The sequence below is a fragment of the Kocuria sp. SL71 genome (assembly GCF_026672465.1).
Lineage (GTDB): Bacteria > Actinomycetota > Actinomycetes > Actinomycetales > Micrococcaceae > Kocuria > Kocuria palustris.
In genome coordinates, this window is sequence record NZ_JAPPRE010000001.1 from 2,171,437 (window position 1) to 2,192,130 (window position 20,694).

20 protein-coding genes and 1 pseudogene are annotated in these 20,694 nt (G+C 72.4%); 6 read left to right on the forward strand and 15 right to left on the reverse strand.

Translation table 11 applies throughout. The features are described 5' to 3' along the window. Positions 1-8: 8 nt before the first annotated feature. The 6 genes and pseudogenes from OVA15_RS09775 to OVA15_RS13290 all read right to left on the reverse strand — a co-directional run. Positions 9-650 (reverse strand): hypothetical protein, encoded by a 642-nt coding sequence (locus OVA15_RS09775; protein WP_155930960.1) that lies wholly within the window; start codon positions 648-650, stop codon positions 9-11. Between the two features lie 173 nt (positions 651-823). Then, positions 824-1,234: a hypothetical protein gene (locus OVA15_RS09780; protein ID WP_024289621.1), complete on the reverse strand. Its 411-nt coding sequence runs from the start codon at positions 1,232-1,234 to the stop codon at positions 824-826. Between the two features lie 143 nt (positions 1,235-1,377). After that, positions 1,378-1,977 (reverse strand): DUF308 domain-containing protein, encoded by a 600-nt coding sequence (locus OVA15_RS09785; protein WP_029643534.1) that lies wholly within the window; start codon positions 1,975-1,977, stop codon positions 1,378-1,380. 146 nt (positions 1,978-2,123) lie between these two features. Further along, positions 2,124-3,005: a universal stress protein gene (locus OVA15_RS09790; RefSeq protein WP_024289619.1), complete on the reverse strand. Its 882-nt coding sequence runs from the start codon at positions 3,003-3,005 to the stop codon at positions 2,124-2,126. 320 nt (positions 3,006-3,325) lie between these two features. Then, the gene (locus OVA15_RS13285; RefSeq protein ID WP_326493285.1) at positions 3,326-3,796 is read right to left on the reverse strand and encodes an MATE family efflux transporter; all 471 of its coding nucleotides are present in this window, start codon (positions 3,794-3,796) and stop codon (positions 3,326-3,328) included. Positions 3,797-3,839: 43 nt separating this feature from the next. Continuing rightward, positions 3,840-4,859: pseudogene (locus OVA15_RS13290) on the reverse strand (MATE family efflux transporter); the annotation flags it as partial. Here OVA15_RS13290 and OVA15_RS09800 point away from each other — a divergent pair. Beyond that, the gene (locus OVA15_RS09800) at positions 4,818-6,275 is read left to right on the forward strand and encodes a hypothetical protein (protein ID WP_024289617.1); all 1,458 of its coding nucleotides are present in this window, start codon (positions 4,818-4,820) and stop codon (positions 6,273-6,275) included. The pseudogene OVA15_RS13290 and the gene OVA15_RS09800 overlap by 42 nt on opposite strands. Positions 6,276-6,373: 98 nt before the next feature. Here the strand turns inward: OVA15_RS09800 and OVA15_RS09805 are convergent, their stop codons facing one another. Both OVA15_RS09805 and OVA15_RS09810 read right to left on the reverse strand, forming a co-directional pair. Further along, positions 6,374-6,757: an RNA-binding S4 domain-containing protein gene (locus OVA15_RS09805; protein ID WP_006214070.1), complete on the reverse strand. Its 384-nt coding sequence runs from the start codon at positions 6,755-6,757 to the stop codon at positions 6,374-6,376. Between the two features lie 608 nt (positions 6,758-7,365). Further along, on the reverse strand, positions 7,366-7,833 hold the full coding sequence (locus tag OVA15_RS09810; protein ID WP_024289616.1) for an SRPBCC domain-containing protein: 468 nt from the start codon (positions 7,831-7,833) through the stop codon (positions 7,366-7,368). A 121-nt stretch (positions 7,834-7,954) separates the two neighbouring features. On the opposite strand from OVA15_RS09810, the gene OVA15_RS09815 reads away from it, so the two are divergent. After that, the gene (locus OVA15_RS09815) at positions 7,955-8,881 is read left to right on the forward strand and encodes an N-acetylglucosamine kinase (RefSeq protein WP_024289615.1); all 927 of its coding nucleotides are present in this window, start codon (positions 7,955-7,957) and stop codon (positions 8,879-8,881) included. A gap of 64 nt (positions 8,882-8,945) precedes the next feature. After that, entirely contained in the window at positions 8,946-10,100 is a 1,155-nt protein-coding gene (locus OVA15_RS09820; RefSeq protein ID WP_268144649.1) for a hypothetical protein, read from the forward strand. Between the two features lie 50 nt (positions 10,101-10,150). On the opposite strand, the gene OVA15_RS09825 is transcribed toward OVA15_RS09820, so the two are convergent. After that, positions 10,151-11,176 (reverse strand): hypothetical protein, encoded by a 1,026-nt coding sequence (locus OVA15_RS09825; RefSeq protein WP_053448045.1) that lies wholly within the window; start codon positions 11,174-11,176, stop codon positions 10,151-10,153. Positions 11,177-11,385: 209 nt separating this feature from the next. On the opposite strand from OVA15_RS09825, the gene OVA15_RS09830 reads away from it, so the two are divergent. Continuing rightward, positions 11,386-11,913, forward strand: a complete 528-nt coding sequence (locus OVA15_RS09830) for a mycothiol transferase (protein WP_268144651.1) — start codon at positions 11,386-11,388, stop codon at positions 11,911-11,913. 105 nt (positions 11,914-12,018) lie between these two features. Here the strand turns inward: OVA15_RS09830 and OVA15_RS09835 are convergent, their stop codons facing one another. The 3 genes from OVA15_RS09835 to OVA15_RS09845 all read right to left on the reverse strand — a co-directional run bounded on the left by OVA15_RS09835 (position 12,019) and on the right by OVA15_RS09845 (position 15,016). Beyond that, on the reverse strand, positions 12,019-12,702 hold the full coding sequence (locus OVA15_RS09835; protein ID WP_268144653.1) for a hypothetical protein: 684 nt from the start codon (positions 12,700-12,702) through the stop codon (positions 12,019-12,021). Positions 12,703-12,831: 129 nt separating this feature from the next. Continuing rightward, positions 12,832-13,794, reverse strand: coding sequence for a hypothetical protein (locus OVA15_RS09840; protein WP_268144655.1), 963 nt, complete (start codon positions 13,792-13,794; stop codon positions 12,832-12,834). Between the two features lie 265 nt (positions 13,795-14,059). Beyond that, positions 14,060-15,016 carry a hypothetical protein gene (locus OVA15_RS09845; RefSeq protein ID WP_268144657.1) on the reverse strand — a complete coding sequence of 319 codons (957 nt, stop codon included), beginning with the start codon at positions 15,014-15,016 and terminating at the stop codon, positions 14,060-14,062. 212 nt (positions 15,017-15,228) lie between these two features. Here OVA15_RS09845 and OVA15_RS09850 point away from each other — a divergent pair, with 212 nt between their 5' ends. Next, entirely contained in the window at positions 15,229-16,143 is a 915-nt protein-coding gene (locus OVA15_RS09850) for an HpcH/HpaI aldolase/citrate lyase family protein (protein ID WP_268144659.1), read from the forward strand. A 194-nt stretch (positions 16,144-16,337) separates the two neighbouring features. Here OVA15_RS09850 and OVA15_RS09855 read toward each other — a convergent pair whose 3' ends face one another. After that, complete coding sequence (locus OVA15_RS09855) at positions 16,338-17,078, reverse strand: transglycosylase family protein (protein ID WP_285728337.1); 741 nt, start codon at positions 17,076-17,078, stop codon at positions 16,338-16,340. 267 nt (positions 17,079-17,345) lie between these two features. Here OVA15_RS09855 and OVA15_RS09860 point away from each other — a divergent pair, with 267 nt between their 5' ends. After that, positions 17,346-18,065, forward strand: coding sequence for a response regulator transcription factor (locus OVA15_RS09860; protein ID WP_204782390.1), 720 nt, complete (start codon positions 17,346-17,348; stop codon positions 18,063-18,065). Positions 18,066-18,167: 102 nt separating this feature from the next. Here OVA15_RS09860 and OVA15_RS09865 read toward each other — a convergent pair whose 3' ends face one another. Together OVA15_RS09865 and OVA15_RS09870 are read right to left on the reverse strand one after the other, a co-directional pair. Then, complete coding sequence (locus OVA15_RS09865; protein ID WP_268144662.1) at positions 18,168-19,880, reverse strand: ATP-binding protein; 1,713 nt, start codon at positions 19,878-19,880, stop codon at positions 18,168-18,170. Then, the gene (locus OVA15_RS09870; RefSeq protein ID WP_051452672.1) at positions 19,877-20,635 is read right to left on the reverse strand and encodes a response regulator transcription factor; all 759 of its coding nucleotides are present in this window, start codon (positions 20,633-20,635) and stop codon (positions 19,877-19,879) included. The genes OVA15_RS09865 and OVA15_RS09870 overlap by 4 nt, the downstream gene beginning before the upstream one ends. Positions 20,636-20,694: the final 59 nt, after the last annotated feature.

Here is a 20,694-nt window from a genome sequence, read left to right on the forward strand (position 1 = left end):
TGCGCGGATCAGTCCAGTCGCTGCGCGGAGGACCTGCGCAGCAGCGCCAGTCCCCCCACGAAGGACCCGGTGGCCAGCAGCGCCAGCACGAGCCGCTGGGCATCGCGATCGGAGGACACCTGCGGCTGCGAGCCGGAGGCGGCCAGCCCGCTCTCGGAGGCCGGCACCGCAGCGGCCGTCTCCGACTCCGGCACCTGCTGCCGGGCCACGGAGATGTCGATGCCGTCCATCGACCCGACTGCGCCCAGCGCCTCGGCGCCGGCGAGATCCGGGCTGTCGCCGTACCAGGTGCTCAGGGCCTCGTCCTCATGGCCCGACTCCCAGACGGTGGCCTCGAGCAGCACGGGCGCTCCGGGCTGGACGGCTCCCTGCAGCAGGTAGCGCCCCTCGGAGTCGACCTGCACCGACCCGAGCGACTCGCGCTGGCCGTCGATGCCCAGGGCGAAGGCCTCGACCTGCGCCGTCTCACGATCGCTGAGTCCGTCGACGATCCCGGAGATCTCCAGCGGGACGGACAGGCCCTCCTGCGCCGCGGCCGTCTCGACGGCGGCCGGAGGCGCCTGATCGAGGGCCAGGGCGGGAGCCGCAGCGCCGACCAGCAGCAGCGGGACGGCGGCGGTGATGATCTGGGCGGAGCGTCGAACGGACATCATGTCCTCCTCGGTTCGTGTGCTAATGCAATCGTTGCATATGCACATCACGAATGCAAACACTTGCGGAGGGTTCGTCACGCCAGAATGCGTCGAGGCCGCACTCGCGCCTCCCATCAGTCCTGATGGGGAGCGCAGGTGCGGCCTCGACTTCGGGGCTGCTGCGGGTCAGCTCACTGCTCGGGGTGGACGCGCTGGCCGAACTGCGGGCCGCCGTCCTCATCCCCCGGCTTCTTGCGGGAGTCCTCGGAATCCTTCTGGGCCTCCCTGGCCGCCTTCTGCTCGCGGGTGGCCCGGCGCTGGGCGTAGAGCTTGGCGGAGGAGCGGTTGACGCCGGTTCCCTCGCCCAGGGAGGGGTCGTTGGGCTTCTCGATCATCATGAGGGTCGCGCACACCACCACGGAGGCGATGAATGCGATCCCGCCGATGATCAGCCCGAGGTCCAGCCGCAGGCCCCCCTCGGTCCCGCCCGCGCCCACGACCGAGGCGATGCCGAACGCCACGAGCCCCAGGACCGCGGACACCGCCAGGGGTGCCTTCACGTCCGGGGTGCGGCGCTTGGACCGTCGGTTGTCTCCAGCCACGGGGCTGTCCTCCTGAAGTCGTCGTCATGCGGGCTCGACGCCGGCTGCTGGGCCTCGCGCGAAAGGCGAGCCGTCGAGCGGGTGGGGCTCCCGCGCGAGCGTCGATCGGACGCTCGGGCATGCAGGAGGCACACCGTTCCAGTCTACTCCGCGCCGCGCGGGTCCGGATCGGCGGGGACCCCGCCGGAGCGGGACTCATGGCGCAGGGTGAGACCGGCGAGCAGCAGCAGGACCCCCGAGATGATCGCAGCGCCTCCCACGACACCCAGGATCGCGTGCGGCCCCAGCCCGGCCACGAGCAGCACGCCGATCGCGGCCGCGGCGGTGACGAGACCCACGATCTGCCAGTCCTTGGCCAGGGGATGCAGGCCGCGGCGCGACGTGCCCAGCCAGCCCTCCGGCAGGCCGACCAGGAACAGCACGACGGAGGCCACCAGCGCCAGCATCTCGGCGGTGGACGGGATCATCACCACGGCGATGCCTCCCAGGACCCACATGATCCCGGTCGAGCGCGGCACGGTGGCCAGTCCGCCCAGATCCAGGCTCTCGTGGTCACGGGAGCGCAGATCGCCCCACAGCACGCAGGCGCCCACGGCGGCCATCCAGAGCCCGAGCAGCCAGATGCTGAAGCCCAGGCTCGGGTCCGTCACGAAGATCGTGCAGGCGGCGAAGGCCAGCGTCAGCAGGGCGCGCACCAGGGTGGGCGCGACCAGACCGCGCAGGGCTGCTGGTTCGTAGGACACGGGCATCAGCTTCCGGGGACGACAGCGGCGGGGCATCCGCAACGGGATGCCCCGCCACTGTAGTGCGAGGTCCTGACGGCGCAGCCGCTGAGTCGGCTCAGGCGTCGAAGCGCGCGCCGCGGGGATTCGCCCGAGAGGCTGAGGACTCAGCTCTTGTCAGCCTGCGCCCGGTTCGGCACGACCATCACGGGGCACACGGCGTCGACCAGCACGGCCTGGGAGACCGAGCCCAGGAGCAGTCCGCGGAAGCCGCCGCGGCCGCGCGTGCCCATCACCACGAGGTCCGCGGAGGCGGAGGCCTGCACGAGGGCGTCGGCGGGGCGGCCCGAGAGGATGTGGATGCTGGTGTCCAGGCCGGAGAACTGCTTGACGACGTCGTCCTCGACCTCCTGCAGCATGTTCCGTGCCGGCTCCGTGAGCTGCTCCGAGACCGCCTGATCGAGCTCCGCGGAGCCCGAGGGCAGGGAGGTCACGGACGGGATCACTGTCACGAGCGAGAGGCCCTTGCCGTGGGCCTGGGCGTACTCGGCCGCCTTCCGGACCGACGGGGACTCCAGGCCGAGCTTGTCGACGGCCACGACCACGCGGCCGGTGAAGTCGCCCTGGGTGGGCTCGATGGTCTCCGGCAGGACGATGACCGGGCACTCGGCGTGGGCGGCGGTGGCGGCGGAGACGGAGCCCAGGCGGCCGCGCAGACCGTGCAGGCCGCGCTTTCCCAGGACCACCAGGGAGCTGTCCCGTGATTCGTTGACGAGGACCCCGGCGACGTCGCCGCGCTCCAGGACGCCCTGGGCGCGCACGCCCGCATCCTTGGCCTTCTGCACGCCGCGGCGGGCGGTCTGCTCGGCCTCGTCCTCGATCTTCTCCAGGAACGGACCGGTGATGGCGGCATCCGCCACGACGGGGCGACCGGTGGAGACCACCACGGTCAGCTCGCCGTCCAGGGCCTTGGCCTCTCCGATGGCCCAATCCAGGGCCTTCTCCGCGAACTCGGAGCCGTCATAGCCGACGAGGATCTTCTGGGTCATCGCTCTGCCTTTCCACGCTGAAAGCCGGTGGAGAGGCCCTGTGCGACCTGGCGGATCGGGCCCGGAGACCGTGCGCCTTGCGGCGCCGCTCCTGACTGCCTCTCCACCTTCATTCTATGACAGCGCGCACATCCGGGCCCGTTGTGATGGCAACCGACGGCATCCGCCGATCACCTCTCGAGATGGGCTCCAGGTGCGCCCGGTCGTCGCGTCGGCGGGCCCCGGCCGGACGCTTCTCCACCGCTCACGCATCGACGGATCATCGAAGCAGGTGATGCGCCCCGCGGAGTCAGTCGAGCGGCGCCGCCGCCCGCAGCGGCTCAGGCCTGAAGCAGCCAGCGATCCCCTCGGGAGCGCACTCCGAGCGTGACCCCGCGAGCTCCCATGTAGCCGAACGCGTAGGCGATCCACAGCAGCACCAGCCCGAGCGAGCCGCCGAGATCCGCCAGCACCAGTGCTGCGAGCATCGGCAGGTAGACCACCAGGTTCACCACACCCGCCAGGGCCAGGTAGCGGGCGTCGCCGGCTCCGATCAGCACGCCGTCGAGCACGAACACCCAGGCCGCCAGCGGCTGGCCCAGGGCCACCACGATCATCCCGAGGGCGAAGAGCCGCTGGACGTCGGGCGAGGGCGTGAGCAGGGGCGCGGCCAGCGGCAGGACCAGCCCCACCACGAGCCCGGTGACCACGCCGAAGACCATCCCGAAGCTCACGATGCGCCGCACCAGGACGCGCACGGCCTCCCGGGCCTCGTCGCCGTCGGGGGCCCTCGGCGCGGGTGTCCCGAGCACCGGTCTCCTTGCCCACGAGCGCCTGCGCCGCGATGGCCAGGGCGTCGAGCGCGTAGGCCATGACGTTGAAGATGGTCATGATCAGCTGATAGGCCGCGAGGTTCTCGGCCCCCTGCCGGGTCGCGACCACGACCGTGAGCATCAGCGCGGCACGCAGGGAGACGGTGCGCAGCATGAGCCACGAGCCCACCCCCATCAGCGCTGCGACCCGGCGCGGGGAGGTGGCCATGCCCACGCCCTCCGCCCGGCAGCGCCGCCCGAGCATGACCAGGTACACGGCGGCCATGGCCCACTGCGTGAGGCTCGTGCCCAGCGCCGCACCGGCCACGCCCATGCCGACCCCGTGCACCAGCGTCACGTTGGCGCCCACGTTCAGCGCAGCACCCGCCATGGCGATGACCAGCGGGGTGCGGGTGTCCTGCAGCCCGCGCAGCACGCCGGTGGCGGCGGTGACCAGCAGGATCGCGGGCAGCCCGGGCAGCGACCACCACAGGTATGACGAGGCCTGCTCCAGCACCGCGCCCTGACCGCCCATGGCCTGCAGCAGCGTCTGCCCCAGCACGGCGCCGAGCACCGCCAGGACCACGCCCAGGCCTGCGCCGAGCCAGAGTCCGTCGCGGCCCACCGCCAGCGCCTCGCGCATGCGCCCGGCACCCAGGTGCTTGGCCACTGCGGGAGTCGTTGAGTAGGCCAGGAACACCATGAGCCCCACGGCCGTCTGGACGACCGCCCCGGCCAGGGCCACGCCGGCCAGCGGCTCGGTGCCCAGCCGCCCCACGATGACGGTGTCCGCCAGCAGGAACAGCGGCTCCGCGATGAGGGCGCCGAAGGCAGGCACGGCGAGTCCGAGGATGCGCCGATTCAGCCCCTTGCCGCCCGGCACATCGCTGCGCTGCACCTGTCCTGCCTCCGTCGTCTTCCGCCGTCTTCGAGCGCCTGCTCGTCGCGCCCCGTTGCTAGCCTTCCACAGTATCCATCCAGGGCCTCTCGGCCTGACCCGCACCCCCCAGGAGGTCTCGCGATGGCCCGCTCGTCCGGCGGACGCCCCGTGCGCTCCTCCCACCCGTCGTGGCCCCCGCTGCGCGTGCGCGCTGTGCTCAACGGACTGGTCGCAGCCGCGGCGGGCATCGGGCTGCTGTGGCTGACCTGGGGAGCCCTGGACTTCACGGTCTACGACGCCTCCGGGGTCCCGGCTCCCGTGCGGGTCATCGCGCTGTGGTTCGCGGTCGGGCTGCCGATCGCCTGGCTGGCCATCGGGCTGCACCTGCTGGTGGCCGCGATGTTCAGCTCCGACCGCGTCCTGCTCGCCCACGGCTCCGCCGAGTGGGAGCCCGGGGCCCAGGACGACGTCCTGCGCGGCGTCCGCGTGCGCCGCTGGCGGCTGGGGCTGCTCGGCGGTCGTCGCCTCTCCGCCCCCACGCTGGGCTGGCTCCCCGAGCTCTCCCCGTACGCCCTGGCACCACTGGGCGGCGGGATCCTCACGCTGCTCGTGATGCTGGCCTGGATGGCCCGCGGCTACGGCGCCGGAGTGATCGCGCTGATCGCGGCGATCCTATGGCTGGGCTGGCGGCTGCTGCGCGGCTGGCAGGCCTGGAGCGACGTCCGCGACCACCGAGCCCGCCCGCGCTCTTCCCAGGAGCCGGACCCCACCCCGGACGAGGTCTGGGAGGACGAGGAACGGGACGACGACTGGCAGGACGAGCCCGAGCCCGCACGCAGCCGCGCCGAGGACCTCGACTCCATCGCCGGGATGCCCCGCTACCGGGAGGATCGGCCGACCGCCGCGAGCATCGCCGCGACCCGGCGGGTCGATCGCGCCGAGGAGGACGACCCCACTGCCGCTCTGCCGCTCTACGTGGACGACGACGAGCACCGCAGGGCCTCCGAGGACGGTCCGCAGACCGCCCCGCTGCAGACCGTGCCCGCACGGGACGAGCCCCTGCGCCGCGGACGTCGCGGCAGGCGCGGGGCACGCGGGGACTCAGAGCACGGCTCTGCGGACGACGGCCCGCCGGAGGTGCTGGTCGATCGCTCCGTGCAGCGCGCGATCCGCGCCAAGCAGGCCCGTCGCGGCGCACCCGTGGAGCAGCAGGAGCCCGCGCGCGGCCGCTCCGGGCGCGGTCGAGGAAGCGGCCGGGGGTCTCAGCGCCCGGGCCCGGCGGCCGCGGACGAGCAGCCCCAGGGCCTGCGCGCCTACCTGGGCCAGCGCAGCCACCAGGGACAGGAGGATTCCGGGACGCGGGCCCTGCACGAATCCGCGGGCCAGCGCATCCGCCGCGAGGACCGGGTCCCGGCCCCGCGCCCCCGTCCGACGTCGCGGCCGACGCGCTCGGACGAGCCCTTCGACCAGGACCGTCCCTCACGCCGCGGCGGCGCGCCCACGGCGGCCGATGCGATGGACGAGATCTACGGCCACGACGACCACGCGCCCTCGCTGCTGTCCTACCTCTCCCGCCGCCGCGACGACCACGCCGGCTGAGGGCCTCGCGCGCAGCTGCCCGCCGCGCGCGTGAGAAGCGCCCGCCGCCGGCTGCTCCGGGGGCGCAGGGAGGCTCTCGCCGGCGGCCGCCTCTGTGCTCAGTACCCGCGCAGCTGCTCGATCTTGCGACGGTCCTTCTTGGTGGGCCGCCCTGCACCCCGGTCGCGCTGCGGCACCGCGGAGCGCAGCTGGGGCGGCGGCGGGGTCGAGCGGTCCTCGTAGCACTCCCGGGCCACCGGGGCGCCCACGCGCTTGAGCAGCAGCCTGCGGACCACGATCTCCTGCTGCCAGCCCGGGCGCCTGACCGTGACCGTGTCCCCCACGCGCAGCGCCTGCGCCGCCTTTGCGGGAGCACCGTTGAGCCGCACGTGCCCGGCCCGGCAGGCCGTCGTGGCCTCCGAGCGGGTCTTGAAGATCCGGACGGACCATAACCACACGTCCAGGCGGACGGAGGCTGGACCGTTGTCAGGGGCGGTGCTCATGGCGCCATCCTCCCATTCGGGAGCCGTCGAGATTCCTCGCGATGTGGCCTTGCTCACAGCAGCAGACAGGAGTAGCGTCTGGCGCACCACAGGTCGACAGACGGGAGTGCGAATGGAGAAGGCATCCATCAGCGGGACCGACACGGGCAGGGCTGCCGAAGCCGCGCAGTGAAGGCCGGAGCAGACCGCAGCAGCCGAACCGGTTGACGATCGAGCCCAGCACAACGGGAGACGGGTCATCAACACACCGGCGGCTCGCATGCGGCGCAGGCGATAACCATCGAGAAGAGCACGGTGGCAAGCCGACCCCGCAGTAGGACCGCGAAGACCAGACGAGGACCCCGGAGGCGATCGCGACGCCCCGGGGTCCTCGCATGCCCGGGCTCCTCCGATCTCAAGGACCGACGCAGCCGCACGGGCACCTCGCACCCGCGAGGAGTCGCCTGCGCAGACCATCGCTCGCCCAAGCCCTGCGTGAGCGACTCCTCGCGAGCCCCTCAGTCACCCCGGGTCGCAAGACGGGCACCCGGACGGCACGACGCCCCGGCTCGCAAGAGCCGGGGCGCCGTGGTCCGCCGATCCCGAGTGCGGGATCATGCGTCAGTCGATCAGGAGGCGACGACGGAGGCCAGGCGGTTCATGGACTCCTCCAGCTCCGCCTCCGAGATCATGGGGAAGTGGACCTTCTTGAGGATCTCGGGGTTGGCGTCCTTCCACGTGTAGGTCTGGGTGACGCGCGTCTGGTCCTCGCCCAGGGACTCGAGCTCCCAGACCCACTCCCAGCCGTTGTCCTCGACCGTGGTGCCCTGCCTGGCGGGCTTCCAGGCGATCAGCTTGTTGGGGTCGAAGCCTGTGACCGTGTTGTCGGTCTTGTAGTCGCCGCCCTGGTCCTCGCGGTGCATGTCCATGGTGAAGACGTCACCGGCCTTCTCGATGCGCTGGTCCGAGCCGTTCTTGATGTTGCCGGAGCCGTCGAAGTCGACGTGGCGGGCAGGCAGGGACAGGATCCGGAAGATCTCGGCCGCCGGGGCATCGATCTCGCGGGTGACGGTGACGGAGGTGTCAGTGGTCGTCATGCTGAAGTGCTCCTTTTCATCAGGGGACTTTCGTATGACCACAGTAGGAAGATTGCGGCCCGGATCACAACGCCGTTCTCCCCCAGAGGAAGTGCCGAGAGCCGCTGGCTAGCCTGGAGGCATGCAGCAGCGCACCGTGATCGGCCTGGACATCGGCGGAACCTCCACCCGCGGCCTGCGCGCGGACGGCCCCGCCGCCGCACCGGGGCCCGAGCTCGTCATCGGCGCCGAGGCCTCCGGCGGCAGCTCCAACGTGCAGAACGTGAGCCGCGACCAGGCCCGGCAGAGGCTGGCCGCCGTGCTCGAGGAGCTGGGCGCCCCCGGGCTGGATCCGGCCGCGCAGCACGTGGACGTGGTGATCGGGGCGGGCGGTGTGGACACCGACGACGACGCCCGCCGGCTCCGGCAGCTCGTGATCGAGGCCGCGGGGACTCTGGCCGCAGCGCGGTTCCGCATCGTGCACGACACCCGTCTGCTGCTGGCCGCCGCCGGGGCGGACGAGGGCATCGCGCTGATCGCCGGCACCGGCTCCGTGGCCTGGGGCCGCACCGTCGAAGGCTCCGAGGCCCGCCGAGGCGGCTGGGGCTACCTGCTGGGCGATGAGGGCAGCTCCTTCTGGGTCGGACGCGCGGCCGTGCGCCGGGCTCTGCGCCGGGCAGACGCCGACGAGCCGGCCGATGAGCTCGACCGCGCCGTGCTCGAGGCCCGCGGCCTGGCCCAGCGCTCGGAGCTGATCGCGGACTTCCACGACCGCTTCGAGCGCACCGCCTGGGCGGGTCTGGCCACGCACGTGGACCGCTGCGCCAGCGCCGGCCACCTGGGAGCTCGCGAGCTGCTCGAGGCCGCCGCAGGGCACCTGATCGAGATGGCGGCCGGGGTCGCCGAGCAGCTGAGCCTCACGGGCCCGATCGTGCTGGGCGGAGGGCTGGGGTCGTCGTCGATCCTGGTGGAGGCCCTGGCCGAGCGGGCGGCGGCAGCCGGGCTGAGCGCGCCGGAGCCGCTGCGCGTTCCGCCGGTGCACGGGACCCTGCGCCTGGCGGAGGCCTGAGCGCAGGCACGCTCGCCCGCGTAGGCTCGGGCACACACCCCGTCCCATGAAAGAGGTGCTGATCGTGTCCCCGAATCGCTCCAGCGGCTCCTCCGCAGGCTCCGACGAGCAGCCGGGCGGCGCGCTGTCGCATCCCTCGCAGCTCACGCAGGCGGATCCGGAGCGCCTGTCCGCGCTGACCCGGGATGCGGAGGCCTCCCGCGAGACGCTGAGGGCCGTCCTGTCGGACGCCGGGGCCGAGCCCCGGGATCGTGTGGCTGCCGCGGTGCTGCTCGAGGCCGTCCTCTCGGACAGCGGCGCGATCGACGCCCTGGACGACGAGGCCGCTGCCAGCACCCAGGCGCTCGAGCTGCGGTTCGCGCCGGCGCTGCGCCCCGCCGCCGCACAGGCCCTCGGCACGCCGGCGACCGTGCAGCTGCTGAGCTGGGCCGCCCAGCCCAGCCCCGGGGCGCCTCCCGTGGAGGCGGCCGAGGCGGCCGCGCACCTGGGCGTGGACGACGACGGACGCATCTACGGCCGCGTGTCGCAGCGAGCCGTGCAGATCTCCGAGCAGAAGGGCCTCAGCCGCGCCCTCAAGGATCGGCTGCGCCGACTCACCGATGCCCTGGGCCTTGCCGATCAGCAGGCCCGACGCCAGCGCGCCGAGCAGGCCTCCGCGGGCGAGGACACCGCGGGGGCCGGCGACTCGACGCCGCAGGCCCCTGCTCACCAGGAGGACCCCGGAGCACAGGATCTCGACCGCAGGGACGGCTCCGCCCCGCAGGCCGCCCAGCGCCGGGGCGATTCCGGGCCGCAGGATCGAGATCATCAGGACGACCCCGCACCGTCGTGGACCTCGGACGACGATTCCGCCCTTGCCTCCATGCTGGGCCGCGATCCGGCCGACGAGCCGGCCACGGAGGAGCCGCGTCCGTCGGGCGAGGGAAGCAGCCGGCCCCCGCAGGCCCGGACTTCGGCCGGCCCGTGGGCTTCGACGGCGGGAATGCTGCTGCCTTCGGGCAGCCCTCCGGCTCGGAGGAGGACGTCCCGCGGGCTCGGCAGGGCAGCGGACCGGGCTACGGCCCCGGCAGCGGCACGACCGAGGGCCAGCCGCCGCGCTCCTACGACTTCCGCTACCTGGGCGATGAGACCCCCAAGCCCACCACGGAGGCCGAGAAGGCCGAGTTCCGCACCACGCTGCGCAACTGGGGGATCTTCGCGCTGGCGCTGGTCCTGGTGATGATCATCGTGGCCATCATCCTCTGAGTGCCACGATGATCATCAGGGGCGTCACTGGGCAGTGAACTCCCACGGGCCGCTGGACTCCACCGTGATGAAGTACTCCTCGGCCGGCAGCTCCATGGTGCCCTCGCCGGGGCCCATCTCGTTGAAGATCGTCTGGGAGGTGGGGCCGTCGGGATCGGCGGTCTCGGCCTTGACGATGAAGTTGCCGTCGCCCTCGACCTTCACGTCGAAGGTCCCGGACTCCTCGCCCGTCCAGTGGAAGACCTTGGAGCCGTCGGCCTTGACCGACTGGCCGGGGCTGACGTCGGGGATCTCGTCGATCGAGTAGACGTCGAACTGCCACTCGACGTCATCCGGAGCCTCGACCGACACGTCCGTGATGCGATCGTCCATCCAGTACGGGTCCTCGAAGCCCACGCCGGTGGTGCCGGGGACCACGCCGCCCATGGAGGTGGACGAGCCGTCGGTGCGCTGCCCGGTGAAGTAGGCGTAGATGGAGCTGTCCCCGCTGGCGGAGCGGCTGGTGTAGACCGGGGCATCCTCGCCGTCCGGGTGCTCCAGGGCGAACTCGCCGCTGCCGGAGCCGGACTCGGACTGCACCGGCTCCACATCGGGCAGGCCCGACAGCTCGACCACATCGCCCGAGGCGGAGGCCGATCCGCCGCCCGAGCCCTCGGAGTCGTCCTCCGAAGGGCCCCCCGACGCATCGTCCGAAGCGCCCTTGGAAGCATCATCCGAAGACTCCGACGAGGCGTCGTCCGAGGAGTCCTCGGAGGCCCCTTCCGTGGACTCCTCCGAGGGCGACTCGCTGGCGGCCCCGGAGTCCTCCGTGCTCTCCTCACTCGACGTCTCCTCGGACGAGGAGGACGACGAGTCGTCGGAGGAGTCGTCGCCGCCGGTGGCGACGCAGCCGCTGAGGGCGAGCCCGGCGCTGAGCGACAGGGCGCCGAGGATCAGCGGCGAGCGGCGGCGCTTCGGCGCGCCCGAGCGCAGCTGCTCGGCGGGCTGGGTGTCCAGCTCCTCGTGTTCGGCGGACGACGACTGGGTGGTCTGTGACTTCCGGAAGCCCATGGGGGTGCTCCTTCTCCGCGGTGGTGTGACGGATGCCGGTGGATCCGGCTCCGCCTCCATCCTGCCTCATGCGTTCCCTAAAGCACACACCTGCGTCGTGATGACACTGCGTGACGCCGGCAGCTCGGGCCTCTCGTCGTGTCGGGGCGCGGTCATAGGGTCGTGAGAACGGCCCCGGAGGCAGGGGCCAGCCAACCGCAGGAGGAATCATGACCGCCGCTCAGCAGCTGCTCGAGGACCTCGCCCGCCGCCCCGCCGACACCGCAGGACTGGTGCTGGACGGCCTGGGCCTCCAGGAGGCGCACACCCAGCCGGATGGGATCCACAACTCGATCGTGTGGCTGATCTGGCACGCCGCCCGCCAGGAGGACGTCCAGGTCGCCCCGCTCAGCGGCCGGGAGCAGGTCTGGAGCGCAGGCGGCTGGGCGCAGCGCCTGGGGATCGAGCGCGGGGCCGAGGACTTCGGCTTCGGCGACTCGGCCCAGGACGTCGGCGCGGTCACCACCAGCTCTCTCGAGGAGCTGGCCGCCTACCTCACCGAGGTGACGGAGGCATCGGCCCGGTACGCGGCCTCGCTGTCGGACGACGAGATCGCCGAGGTCATCGACGACTCCTACGACCCGCCCGTGACCCGCGGCGTGCGCCTGGTCTCGACCTTCGAGGACGCCTCGACCCACCTGGGACAGGCCGCCTACGCCCGCAGCCTCGTGGACAGCGGCTGGACGATCGGCTTCTGAGACCCTCCCGGCCGCCGGGCCTGCCGACCGCAGTGCCAGTCGTGCTGGGGCGCGGCGCCCGGACAGGCCGGGAGCGCCCCTGAGCGCGGAGCAGCTCAGCGCGGGTCAGCTCTGCGCGGCTCCGGCGGCAAGGCCGGAGAACCACTGCCAGGTGCTGTCCTTGGCCGCGGTCATGGACCCGGAGACGATCCAGGCGATGTCATCGCTGTCCAGCGGGAACAGGGGGCGGCGCCGGGCCTCCTCGCCGGGCACATCGACGACCTCCGTCTCCTGATCCGCCTCCGCAGGATCCCCGCCCAGCTCCGCCCAGGGATCCTCCTGGAGCTCCTCCGGACGGGCCAGGCTCCACAGCTGGGCGAAGCACAGGGTCGTGCCGCAGCGCGCGGCGAGATCCTCCGCCACCGCGGCCGCGCTCGGCGCACCGCGCAGGGCGCTGCCGTCGGGGGCTTCGGCCCCCGCGCCCGAGAGCACCTCGGCGTCGCCGTCGGCGGCCCGCAGGAAGGCCGTCAGCAGGGCCAGGGACGCATCCAGCAGCGCAGCGTCGCCCTGCACAGCCGCCTCGGACCCCTCCGCCGCGCCAGAAGCAGGTGCCGCCGACGACGGCAGGTCTCCGTCGAGCTGCTCCCACGCCCAGCGCAGCCAGGACCAGTGCGCCGGCGACGCCGGGCGGATCTCCGGCTCCCAGCGCGTGGCGGCCGCAGCCCAATCGGCGTCGAGGGCGGGGGAGCCGGCGACCTTCGAGTCCTGCGGCTGCTGGGGCGGCACCGGTGCGGCGGGGTGACTGAACATGCCCGCCAGGCTACTGACCCTCACCCGCAGGACGCGCGACGACGCCGCGCCGCGGCTCCCCCATGGCGGGGACCGCGGCGCGGCGTCGTCGTGTGCGCGTCGATCAGGCGACCCGACGCTGCCTGCGGCTCAGGAATCGGAGCTGGCCGATTCGTACTCCTCCTCGGTCATGGGCGTGAAGATCCACTTGCCGTCGGCGTCGACCGCGATGATGTACTCGCCCTCCTCGATCTCCAGGCCGCCGGTCACGGCGCCGATCTCGTTGAAGACGTACTGGGTGCCGGTGCCGTCGTCCATGGGGGACTCGCCGTGGACGATGAAGTTCGACTCGCCGTCGTGCTCCACCCCCATGTAGGCATCCTCCTCGGAGTTCCAGCGGAAGACGCCGGAGCCCTCTGCCTCGATGGTGTCCCCGTCGCCCGCCTCGGGCAGCGCGTCCATCTCGTAGAAGCTCAGGGTGTAGGTGTCGCCCTCCTCGGCCTCCATGTCCCACGAGGAGGTGTTCGAGGCCAGGCCGCCGCTGCTGCCGTACGGGTCCAGCAGGAAGGTCGCGGACTCGCCGGTCTCCACGCCGGAGAGGGTCTGGCCCTTGTCGGCCGAGCCGTAGACGTAGCTGTACTCGTCCTCCGAGGTGTTCTCGAAGACGACCACCAGGGGCTCGTCGTGCTCGGGGATCTCGACGGTGCCCCCGCCCTCGCCCTCGATGACCTCGATCGGCTCGCCGTTCATGGCGCCGGCATCGACCGTGTCGCCCGAGGCCTTGCTGTCCGAGGAGTCCGAGCCCTCGGTGGCCTTGCCGCTGGCCTCGGCGTCGTCGCCGTCCGTGGGGGCGCCCTTGGCGTCGGTGCTCGCGGCGCTGTCATCGGTGTCCTCCGAGGGAGCCTCGCTCGAGTCCTGGCCGGAGTCGCTCGACTCCTCGCTCGGGCGCTCCGTCTCGGCGGACTGCTCGGTCTCGGTCTCGGCGGGCTGCGTGGCCTCGGTCTCCTCGACTGCCGGCTCCTCGGTGGGGACGCAGGCAGAGAGCCCGAAGGCTGCGGTCACCGCCAGCATGCCGACGGTCAGCGGGGTGCGGAGAGTGCGATTCGTGCTCATGACGACCTCCTGAGATCGTGTCATTGGTGGTGCTCGGCTGGGGTGCCTGCCGGTCCTCTTCGTTCCGACACCTCAGAGTTAACCATTGCAAATGTGCAGGTGCAAACAATTGTCGCCCGAACAGCTCATTGTGACGAATCTTTACATCCGCAAACACGTGACCGGTGGTCCACGACGCGCGAGAGCCCCCTTCGCATGCACGCGAAGGGGGCTCTCGCAGCGGTCAGCGGGGCCAGCCGGCTTCAGGCGGCCCGCTGGTGAGCAATCACTCCTCGACCGGCTCGTAGTTCTTCTCGTAGTCCTCCTCGGTGATGGGCGAGAAGCTCCACTTGCCGTCGGCGTCGACGGTGATGATGTACTCGCCGTCCTCGACCTCGAGGCCGCCGTCGATCGCACCGATCTCGTTGAAGGCCAGCTGCGAGGTCTCTCCGTTGTCCTCCGGGGACTCGCCGTGGACGATGAAGTTCGACTCGCCGTCGTGCTTGACCGCGTAGTAGCCGTCATCCTCGAGGTTCCAGCGGAAGATGCCGGTGCCCTCGGCCTCGGAGCCCTGGCCGTCCTTGACCTCCGGGATGGAATCCAGCGGGTAGAAGCTCATCTTGAAGGTGTCGCTCGCATCGCCCTCCATCTTCCACTTCTTGGTGTTGGAGTCGAGGCCGCCGTTGTAGCCGTACGGATCCAGAAGGAAGATCACGGTCTCGCCGGTCTCGGCGCCGTCGAGGCTCTGCCCCGGATCGGCCGTGCCGTAGAGGTAGCTGAACTCGTCCTTGGAGGTGTTCTCGAAGACGACCACCAGGGGCTCGTCGTGCTCGGGGATCTCGACGGTGCCGTCGCCCTCGCCCTCGACGACCTCGATGGGCTCGCCGGAGAGCTTCGAGGCATCGACCAGATCGCCGGCCGGAGCAGCATCCTGGGACTTCGAGGAAGCGTCGCCGGAGGGCTTCTCCGAGGCGTCCTCGGACGCGTCCTCGGAAGGCTTCTCAGAGGCCTCTTCGGAGGCCTCCTCCGAGGCGTCGTCCGAGGGCTCCTCCGACGGCGTCTCCTCGGCCTGGGTCTCCTCGGCCTGCGTCTCCTCCGAGGACGCGGCCTCGGTCTCCTCGCTCTGGCCCGAGTCGCTGGAGTCGTCCTCGACGGTGGGCACGCAGCCCGACAGGCCGATGACGCCCGTCAGGGCCAGGAGCCCGACGGTCAGGGGGGTGCGGAGATGACGATCCAGGCTCATGCTGTGCTCCTTGGGAAACGGCGACCAGATGGTGTGCGGGCCATGAGGTGACCTCGCGGACTCAAGACTTCTCAAGGGAATCACGAATGCACACACCGGATGGAATGAGAAGTCAACATGTCGGTACATGACGCTGGATGAAAATCCGGAGAGGGAATCGGCCCGTCCGACCTGGGACGGGCTCAGACGCGCCACCGCTCTACCCTGGAGCCATGATGACGTCCTCCGCCCAGCTGGCGACCGCCCGCACTGCCCTGTTCGCCCCCGCGCTGCGCCCTGATCGCGTGCTGAAGGCCCAGGGCTCGGGAGCCGACTGCGTGGTGGTGGACCTCGAGGACGCCGTGGCCGCCGCGGACAAGGACGCCGCCCGCGAGCACCTGATCGCTCTGCTCACCGGGACCCATGAGGCGGGCGCCCTCACAGGGCCCGTGGCCGTGCGGATCAACGGACCGCAGACCGAGGCGGGGCGCGCCGATCTGGATGCTCTGCGCCGTGCCGCTCGGGCCCACGAGCACAGCGCGTCGGCCCGTGCCGCCGCGTCCGCCGTGGGCGGTTCCGCTCCGGGCTGCACCGAGGCCCCCGAGCTGCTCGACGCCGTGCTGATCCCCAAGCTGGAGTCGCCCGATCAGGTCCGCGACGTGCGCGACGGCCTGGGTCTCGAGGTCGGGATCGTGGGCACCGTGGAGTCGGCCGCCGGACTGCTGGCCCTCGAGGAGATCGTGGCCGAGCCCGGCGTGGTGCGCCTGGCGGTCGGAGCGCTGGATCTGGCCTTCGACCTGGGCTGCGGCGCGGACTCGCGCACCATGGCTGCGGCGATGGCGCGCGTGGTCACCGTCTCGCGAGCCCGCGACCTGGCCGGCCCGCTGGACTCCCCCACCCCCGAGTTCCGCGATCTGGAGCCGGTGCGTCGGGCGGCTCTGCGCGCCCGGGAGGACGGCTTCACCGGGAAGCTGTGCATCCACCCCGCGCAGGTCGAGGCGGCGGCTGAGGCCTTCGCGCCCACCGAGGAGGAGATCGCCTGGGCCCGCTCGGTGGTCGAGGCCGTCGACGGAGCCAGCGCCGTGGACGGAGCCATGGTCGACGCCCCCGTGATCGCCCGAGCGCGACGCCTCCTGGGCGAGGGCTGATCCCACGCTCTCCCTGCGGATCGTCCGGGTCTGAGCCGGCGCTGCCCGGCAGGAGGGCAGAGGCCGAGCCGGCACTCCCCCCGGCAGGAGGACCGAGGCCGAGAGGATCCGCTCTGGGCGCGGATCAGGGCTGCGGCCCCGCACCGCACGGTGCGGGGCCGCAGCCCTGTCCTTCAGGAAGTGCTCGGGCGAGCTCAGCAGCCTGCCGGAGCGCCCGCCATCGCGGGAGCGGCAAGGCCCTGGCTGCCCTGGCTGCCCTGGACCTGGCCGGCGGGAGCCTGACCGCTGGGGGCGGAAACCTGCTCGGCGCCGTTCGGAGCCGCGGGTGCGCCGCCGAGGAGATCTGCAGGGATGTCCGAGGGAGCCTCCGGAGCATCGGCCGGAGCCGCCTGGACTGCGAGCGCGGTGCCGGACTGAGCGGCGACCGTGCCGGTCGTCTCCGTGCCGGTCGAGACCGTGGCGGTCTCGGTCGCAGCCGTCTCCGTCGTGGTCTCGGTGCCGGTCGTGGTGTCCTCGGCGGTGGTGTCCTCGTCCGAGGAGTCCGAGGCGTCCGTCGTGCCCACGGCCCCGGACCAGCAGGACTCGGAGGCGGCCCACGGGCTGCTGCCCTGTGCCGCGTAGAGCTCGAGCGCCGCAGCATCCTGGACGGACTCGGGGGCCGAGGATGCCGTGGAGTAGCCGGCCGAGGCCGACAGGGACTGCCACGTGGAGTCCAGGAACTGGTAGGCGCCCGAGGCTCCGGAGGAGGCGTTGACGGCGGTGTAGTCGCCGCCGGACTCGCACTGCTTGATGGCCTCGAGGGTGGCGTTGCCGGTGTCGGCGGCGTTGGCCGGCACAGCGGAGAGCCCAGCGGTCAGTGCCAGGGCCGCACCGCCGGCGCCCAGGGCGAAGCGGGACAGGCCGCGGCGTCGGGTGGAGGTCGTCGTGGTGGTCAAGGTCTTCTCTGCTTTCGTCGCTGACAGGAACTTTCCGGCGGCCGGTCTCGGCTGCCGATGACCAGAACCCTGCGCCTCCTCCGTGATCCGAGTCTGTGCGGAGGCTGTCGCGCTCACAGCGGCATGTGGGGCTCGGAACGCACAGCGGGGCCCCGGGCCCGTCCCTGGATCCGCCGCGTGCGCCGGGGACAGGGGCCGAAGCAGGTCTCAGCGCGAGCAGGCATCCGGCACAGTCCCAGCACAGGCTCGGCCCGGATATTCGCGGCTATGAGAATCCTGACAGTGGACCTGACCGCCCGATCCCGCCGCACCGACGAGCCCGTGCCGCCCGGATGGGCCGCCGATGACCTCCTGATCGAGGCCGTGCGCCCCTCCGAGCTCGCGTGGGCCTGCGCGGACCTCCAGCCCGAGGCCGTGGTGGTCACGACCGACTCCGCGGGCCGCGCCGACGCCTTCCTGGTGCGCTCCCTGCGGGAGGAGGAGGTGGGCGTGCCCGTGCTGGTGATCGCCGCCGAGGCCGACGGCGAATCGCTGGCCGCCTCCCTGGAGGCAGGAGCCGACGATGTGGTGCCCTCCCCCTCGACCCCGATCGAGATCCGCGCCCGGCTGCGCGCCCTGGCCCGACGCCCCCGCACCTGGATGCCGGACCTGCTCACCAACGGCCCGCTCCAGGTCGACGTGCTGGGCCACCGCGCTGCGGATGACGGCCAGGAGCTCGAGCTCACCGCCCAGCAGTTCCGCCTGCTCACCGTCCTGATGCGCAATCCGGGCCGGGTGATGTCGCGCGATCAGCTGCTGGCCGCCGCCTGGGACCCGGCCCAGGAGGTCAGCTCCAATGTGGTCGAGCAGTCAATCTCCGGGCTGCGCGCGCGCCTGCCGCGCTCCGGGTCGGCGCTGCGCACGGTGCGCGGCATCGGCTACCGGCTGGATCGCCTGGACCACGGCGACCGACGGGACGGCGCCGCAGCAGGCACCCGCGCTGCCTGACAGCGCTGCCGATGCTCCGACAGCTGCTGCCCAGGCAGACCGGGCCAAGCTGTCGGCACTGGGGCCCGGCAGCACTCGCAGCGCGGCAGGCAGCGGGTCCGCTCAGGCCAGCGGCAGCTCGATCTCCACGACGGTGCCGTGCGCATACCCGGGCGCCGGGGACTTCAGCCGGGCGCTGCCGCCGGCGGACTCCGCGATGGTCCGCACGATCGCCAGCCCGAGCCCCGAGGACCCCTCGGCGCCGGCGGTGCGGGCATCGTCGCCGCGGGCGAAGCGGTCGAAGGCCGTGGGCTGCAGGTGCTCCGGGATGCCGGGGCCGTCGTCGGCCACGGCAAGCACTGCACGGCCGTCGCGGATCCTCAGGCTCGTGGTGACGCGGGTCCCGGCGGGCGTGTGCTTGCGGGCGTTGGAGAGCAGGTTGGCGACGGTCTGCTGCAGCTGAGCGGCCGGGACTCGCACGGGGACGGGCTCGTCCGGGACGTCGAGCTCCCAGGCGTGCTCGGGGCCGGCGGCCTGGGCGTCCATGACGGCCTCGGCGGTGATCTCGCCCAGATCCACGGGGTCTCCGGACGGCTGCTGCTGGGCTCCGGAGTCGGCATCCAGGCGGGCCAGCAGCAGGAGGTCCTCCACGAGCCCGTTCATGCGCTGCGCCTGCGCGAGCAGCCGGTCCAGGATCCGCTGACCGTCCGGGGTGAGTCCCTCGCGCAGCCGCAGCATGTCCGCGTACCCGCGCACCGAGGCCAGCGGGGTGCGCAGCTCGTGGGAGGCATCGGCCACGAAGCGGCGCAGCTGGGCCTCGGAGGCGTCACGGCGGGTCATGGCATGGTCCACGCTGAGCAGCAGGGTGTTCAGCGCCCGGCCGACCTCCCCGACCTCGGATCCCTCCTGCGCCAGATCGCCGCGCACGAGGTGATCCGCGACCGGTACCCGGGCTTGGGCCAGCGGCAGCTGGGCGACGTCGGAGGCGCTGCGCGAGATGCGCCGCAGCGGCTCCAGCGACCGGCGCACCCACCACAGCCCGGCCGCGGCGATGACGGCCAGCGCCGCCAGCGAGACCAGCACCACCGTGGTCACGATCGTGGCGGTGGTGCGCTCGATCTGCGCCGCGGGAAGACCCGTGACCACGACGCGGTCCTGCGTCTTCACCTGTGCGTCCTGCGGCGATGCCGACGGGGCCGGGGCCTGCGATGCCTGCGCCTGGCCGTCCGGGGCCTTCTCCGCCCCGTCCTGCGGGGAGGATGGGGCCTGCGAGGCGCCCATGCGATAGGCGCCGATGGACAGCTCGAGGGCTCGGACCGGGGCGTCGGAGTCCTGCTGGGGCTCGGCGGCCTCGTTCAGGACGCCGGAGTCCTCGATCGCCGCGACGTCCTCGGCCGTCAGCTCCCGGATCTCGCCGTCCTCGCCCAGGTAGCGCGCGCTCGTCGTCCGCCCGTCCTCCTGCACGAGCGCGAGCACCCCGACGGGCTGTCCGGGGGCAGCCAGGGGGTCGCGCTGGCCGTCGTCGGCGGGATCGGCGGCGCTCGTCGGGTCAGCGACATCGGAGGGCTCGGCGGCTCCGGAGGGCTCGGGCGCCTCGGACGGCTCAGCCGGGCTCGACGGCTGCGCGGCGCCCGGACCGCCGCCCTGATCGCCCAGGAAGTTCCACGACCGGCTCATGGCCTGGCGCACGGAGTCGTCGAGCTGTGCGCTGAGCGTGCGCTGGGCGATCAGCGCGGTCGTCGTCCCCATGGCCGCCAGCACCAGGGCGACGAGCACGACCACCCCGATGACGGTGCGCAGCGCCAGACTGCGCCGCCAGCGCAGGCGCGGGCTCATGCGGCCGGGCGGATGACGTACCCGGCTCCGCGCACGGTGTGGATCATGGGCTCGCGGCCGGCGTCGATCTTCTTGCGCAGGTAGGAGATGTACAGCTCCACGATGTTCGCCCGGCCCTGGAAGTCGTAGTCCCACACCGCGTCCAGGATCTGGGCCTTGGACAGCACCGCGCGCGGGTTCTCCATGAGGTAGCGCAGCAGCTGGAACTGGGTGTCGGTCAGCTCGATCGGGTCCCCGCCGCGCGAGCACTCCCGCGTCACGACGTTGAGGGACAGATCGCCCAGCACGAGCTCGTCGGAGGAGCTCGAGGCGATGCCCGTGCGCTCCAGCAGCCGGTGCAGGCGCAGCAGCACCTCCTCGATGGAGAAGGGCTTGGTCACATAGTCGTCGCCGCCGGCGGCCAGCCCCGCGATGCGGTCCTCGACCGCGTCCTTGGCCGTGAGGAACAGCGCCGGGACGGCCGGCTGCGTGCGACGGATGCGCTCGAGGACCTCGGGGCCGTCGTACTCCGGGAGCATCCAGTCAAGGACCAGGACGTCCGGGGTCCATTCGCGGGCGATCTCGACCGCCTCGCGGCCGCGATGGGCCAGGCGGGTGTCCCAGCCGAGCATGCGGCAGCCCATGGCGACCAGATCGGCCAGCGCCGGCTCGTCGTCGACGACCAGCACGCGCACCGGCGAGCCGTTCGGATGGCTCAGCGGCGGGAGGTTCAGGGACGACAGGCTCACGGTTCTCCTTCCGACGTCCGCGTCCATCCTGGCAGACCCTTCCGCCGTCACAGGCCCGGACCTACACTCCGTGCGGACGCCCGGGA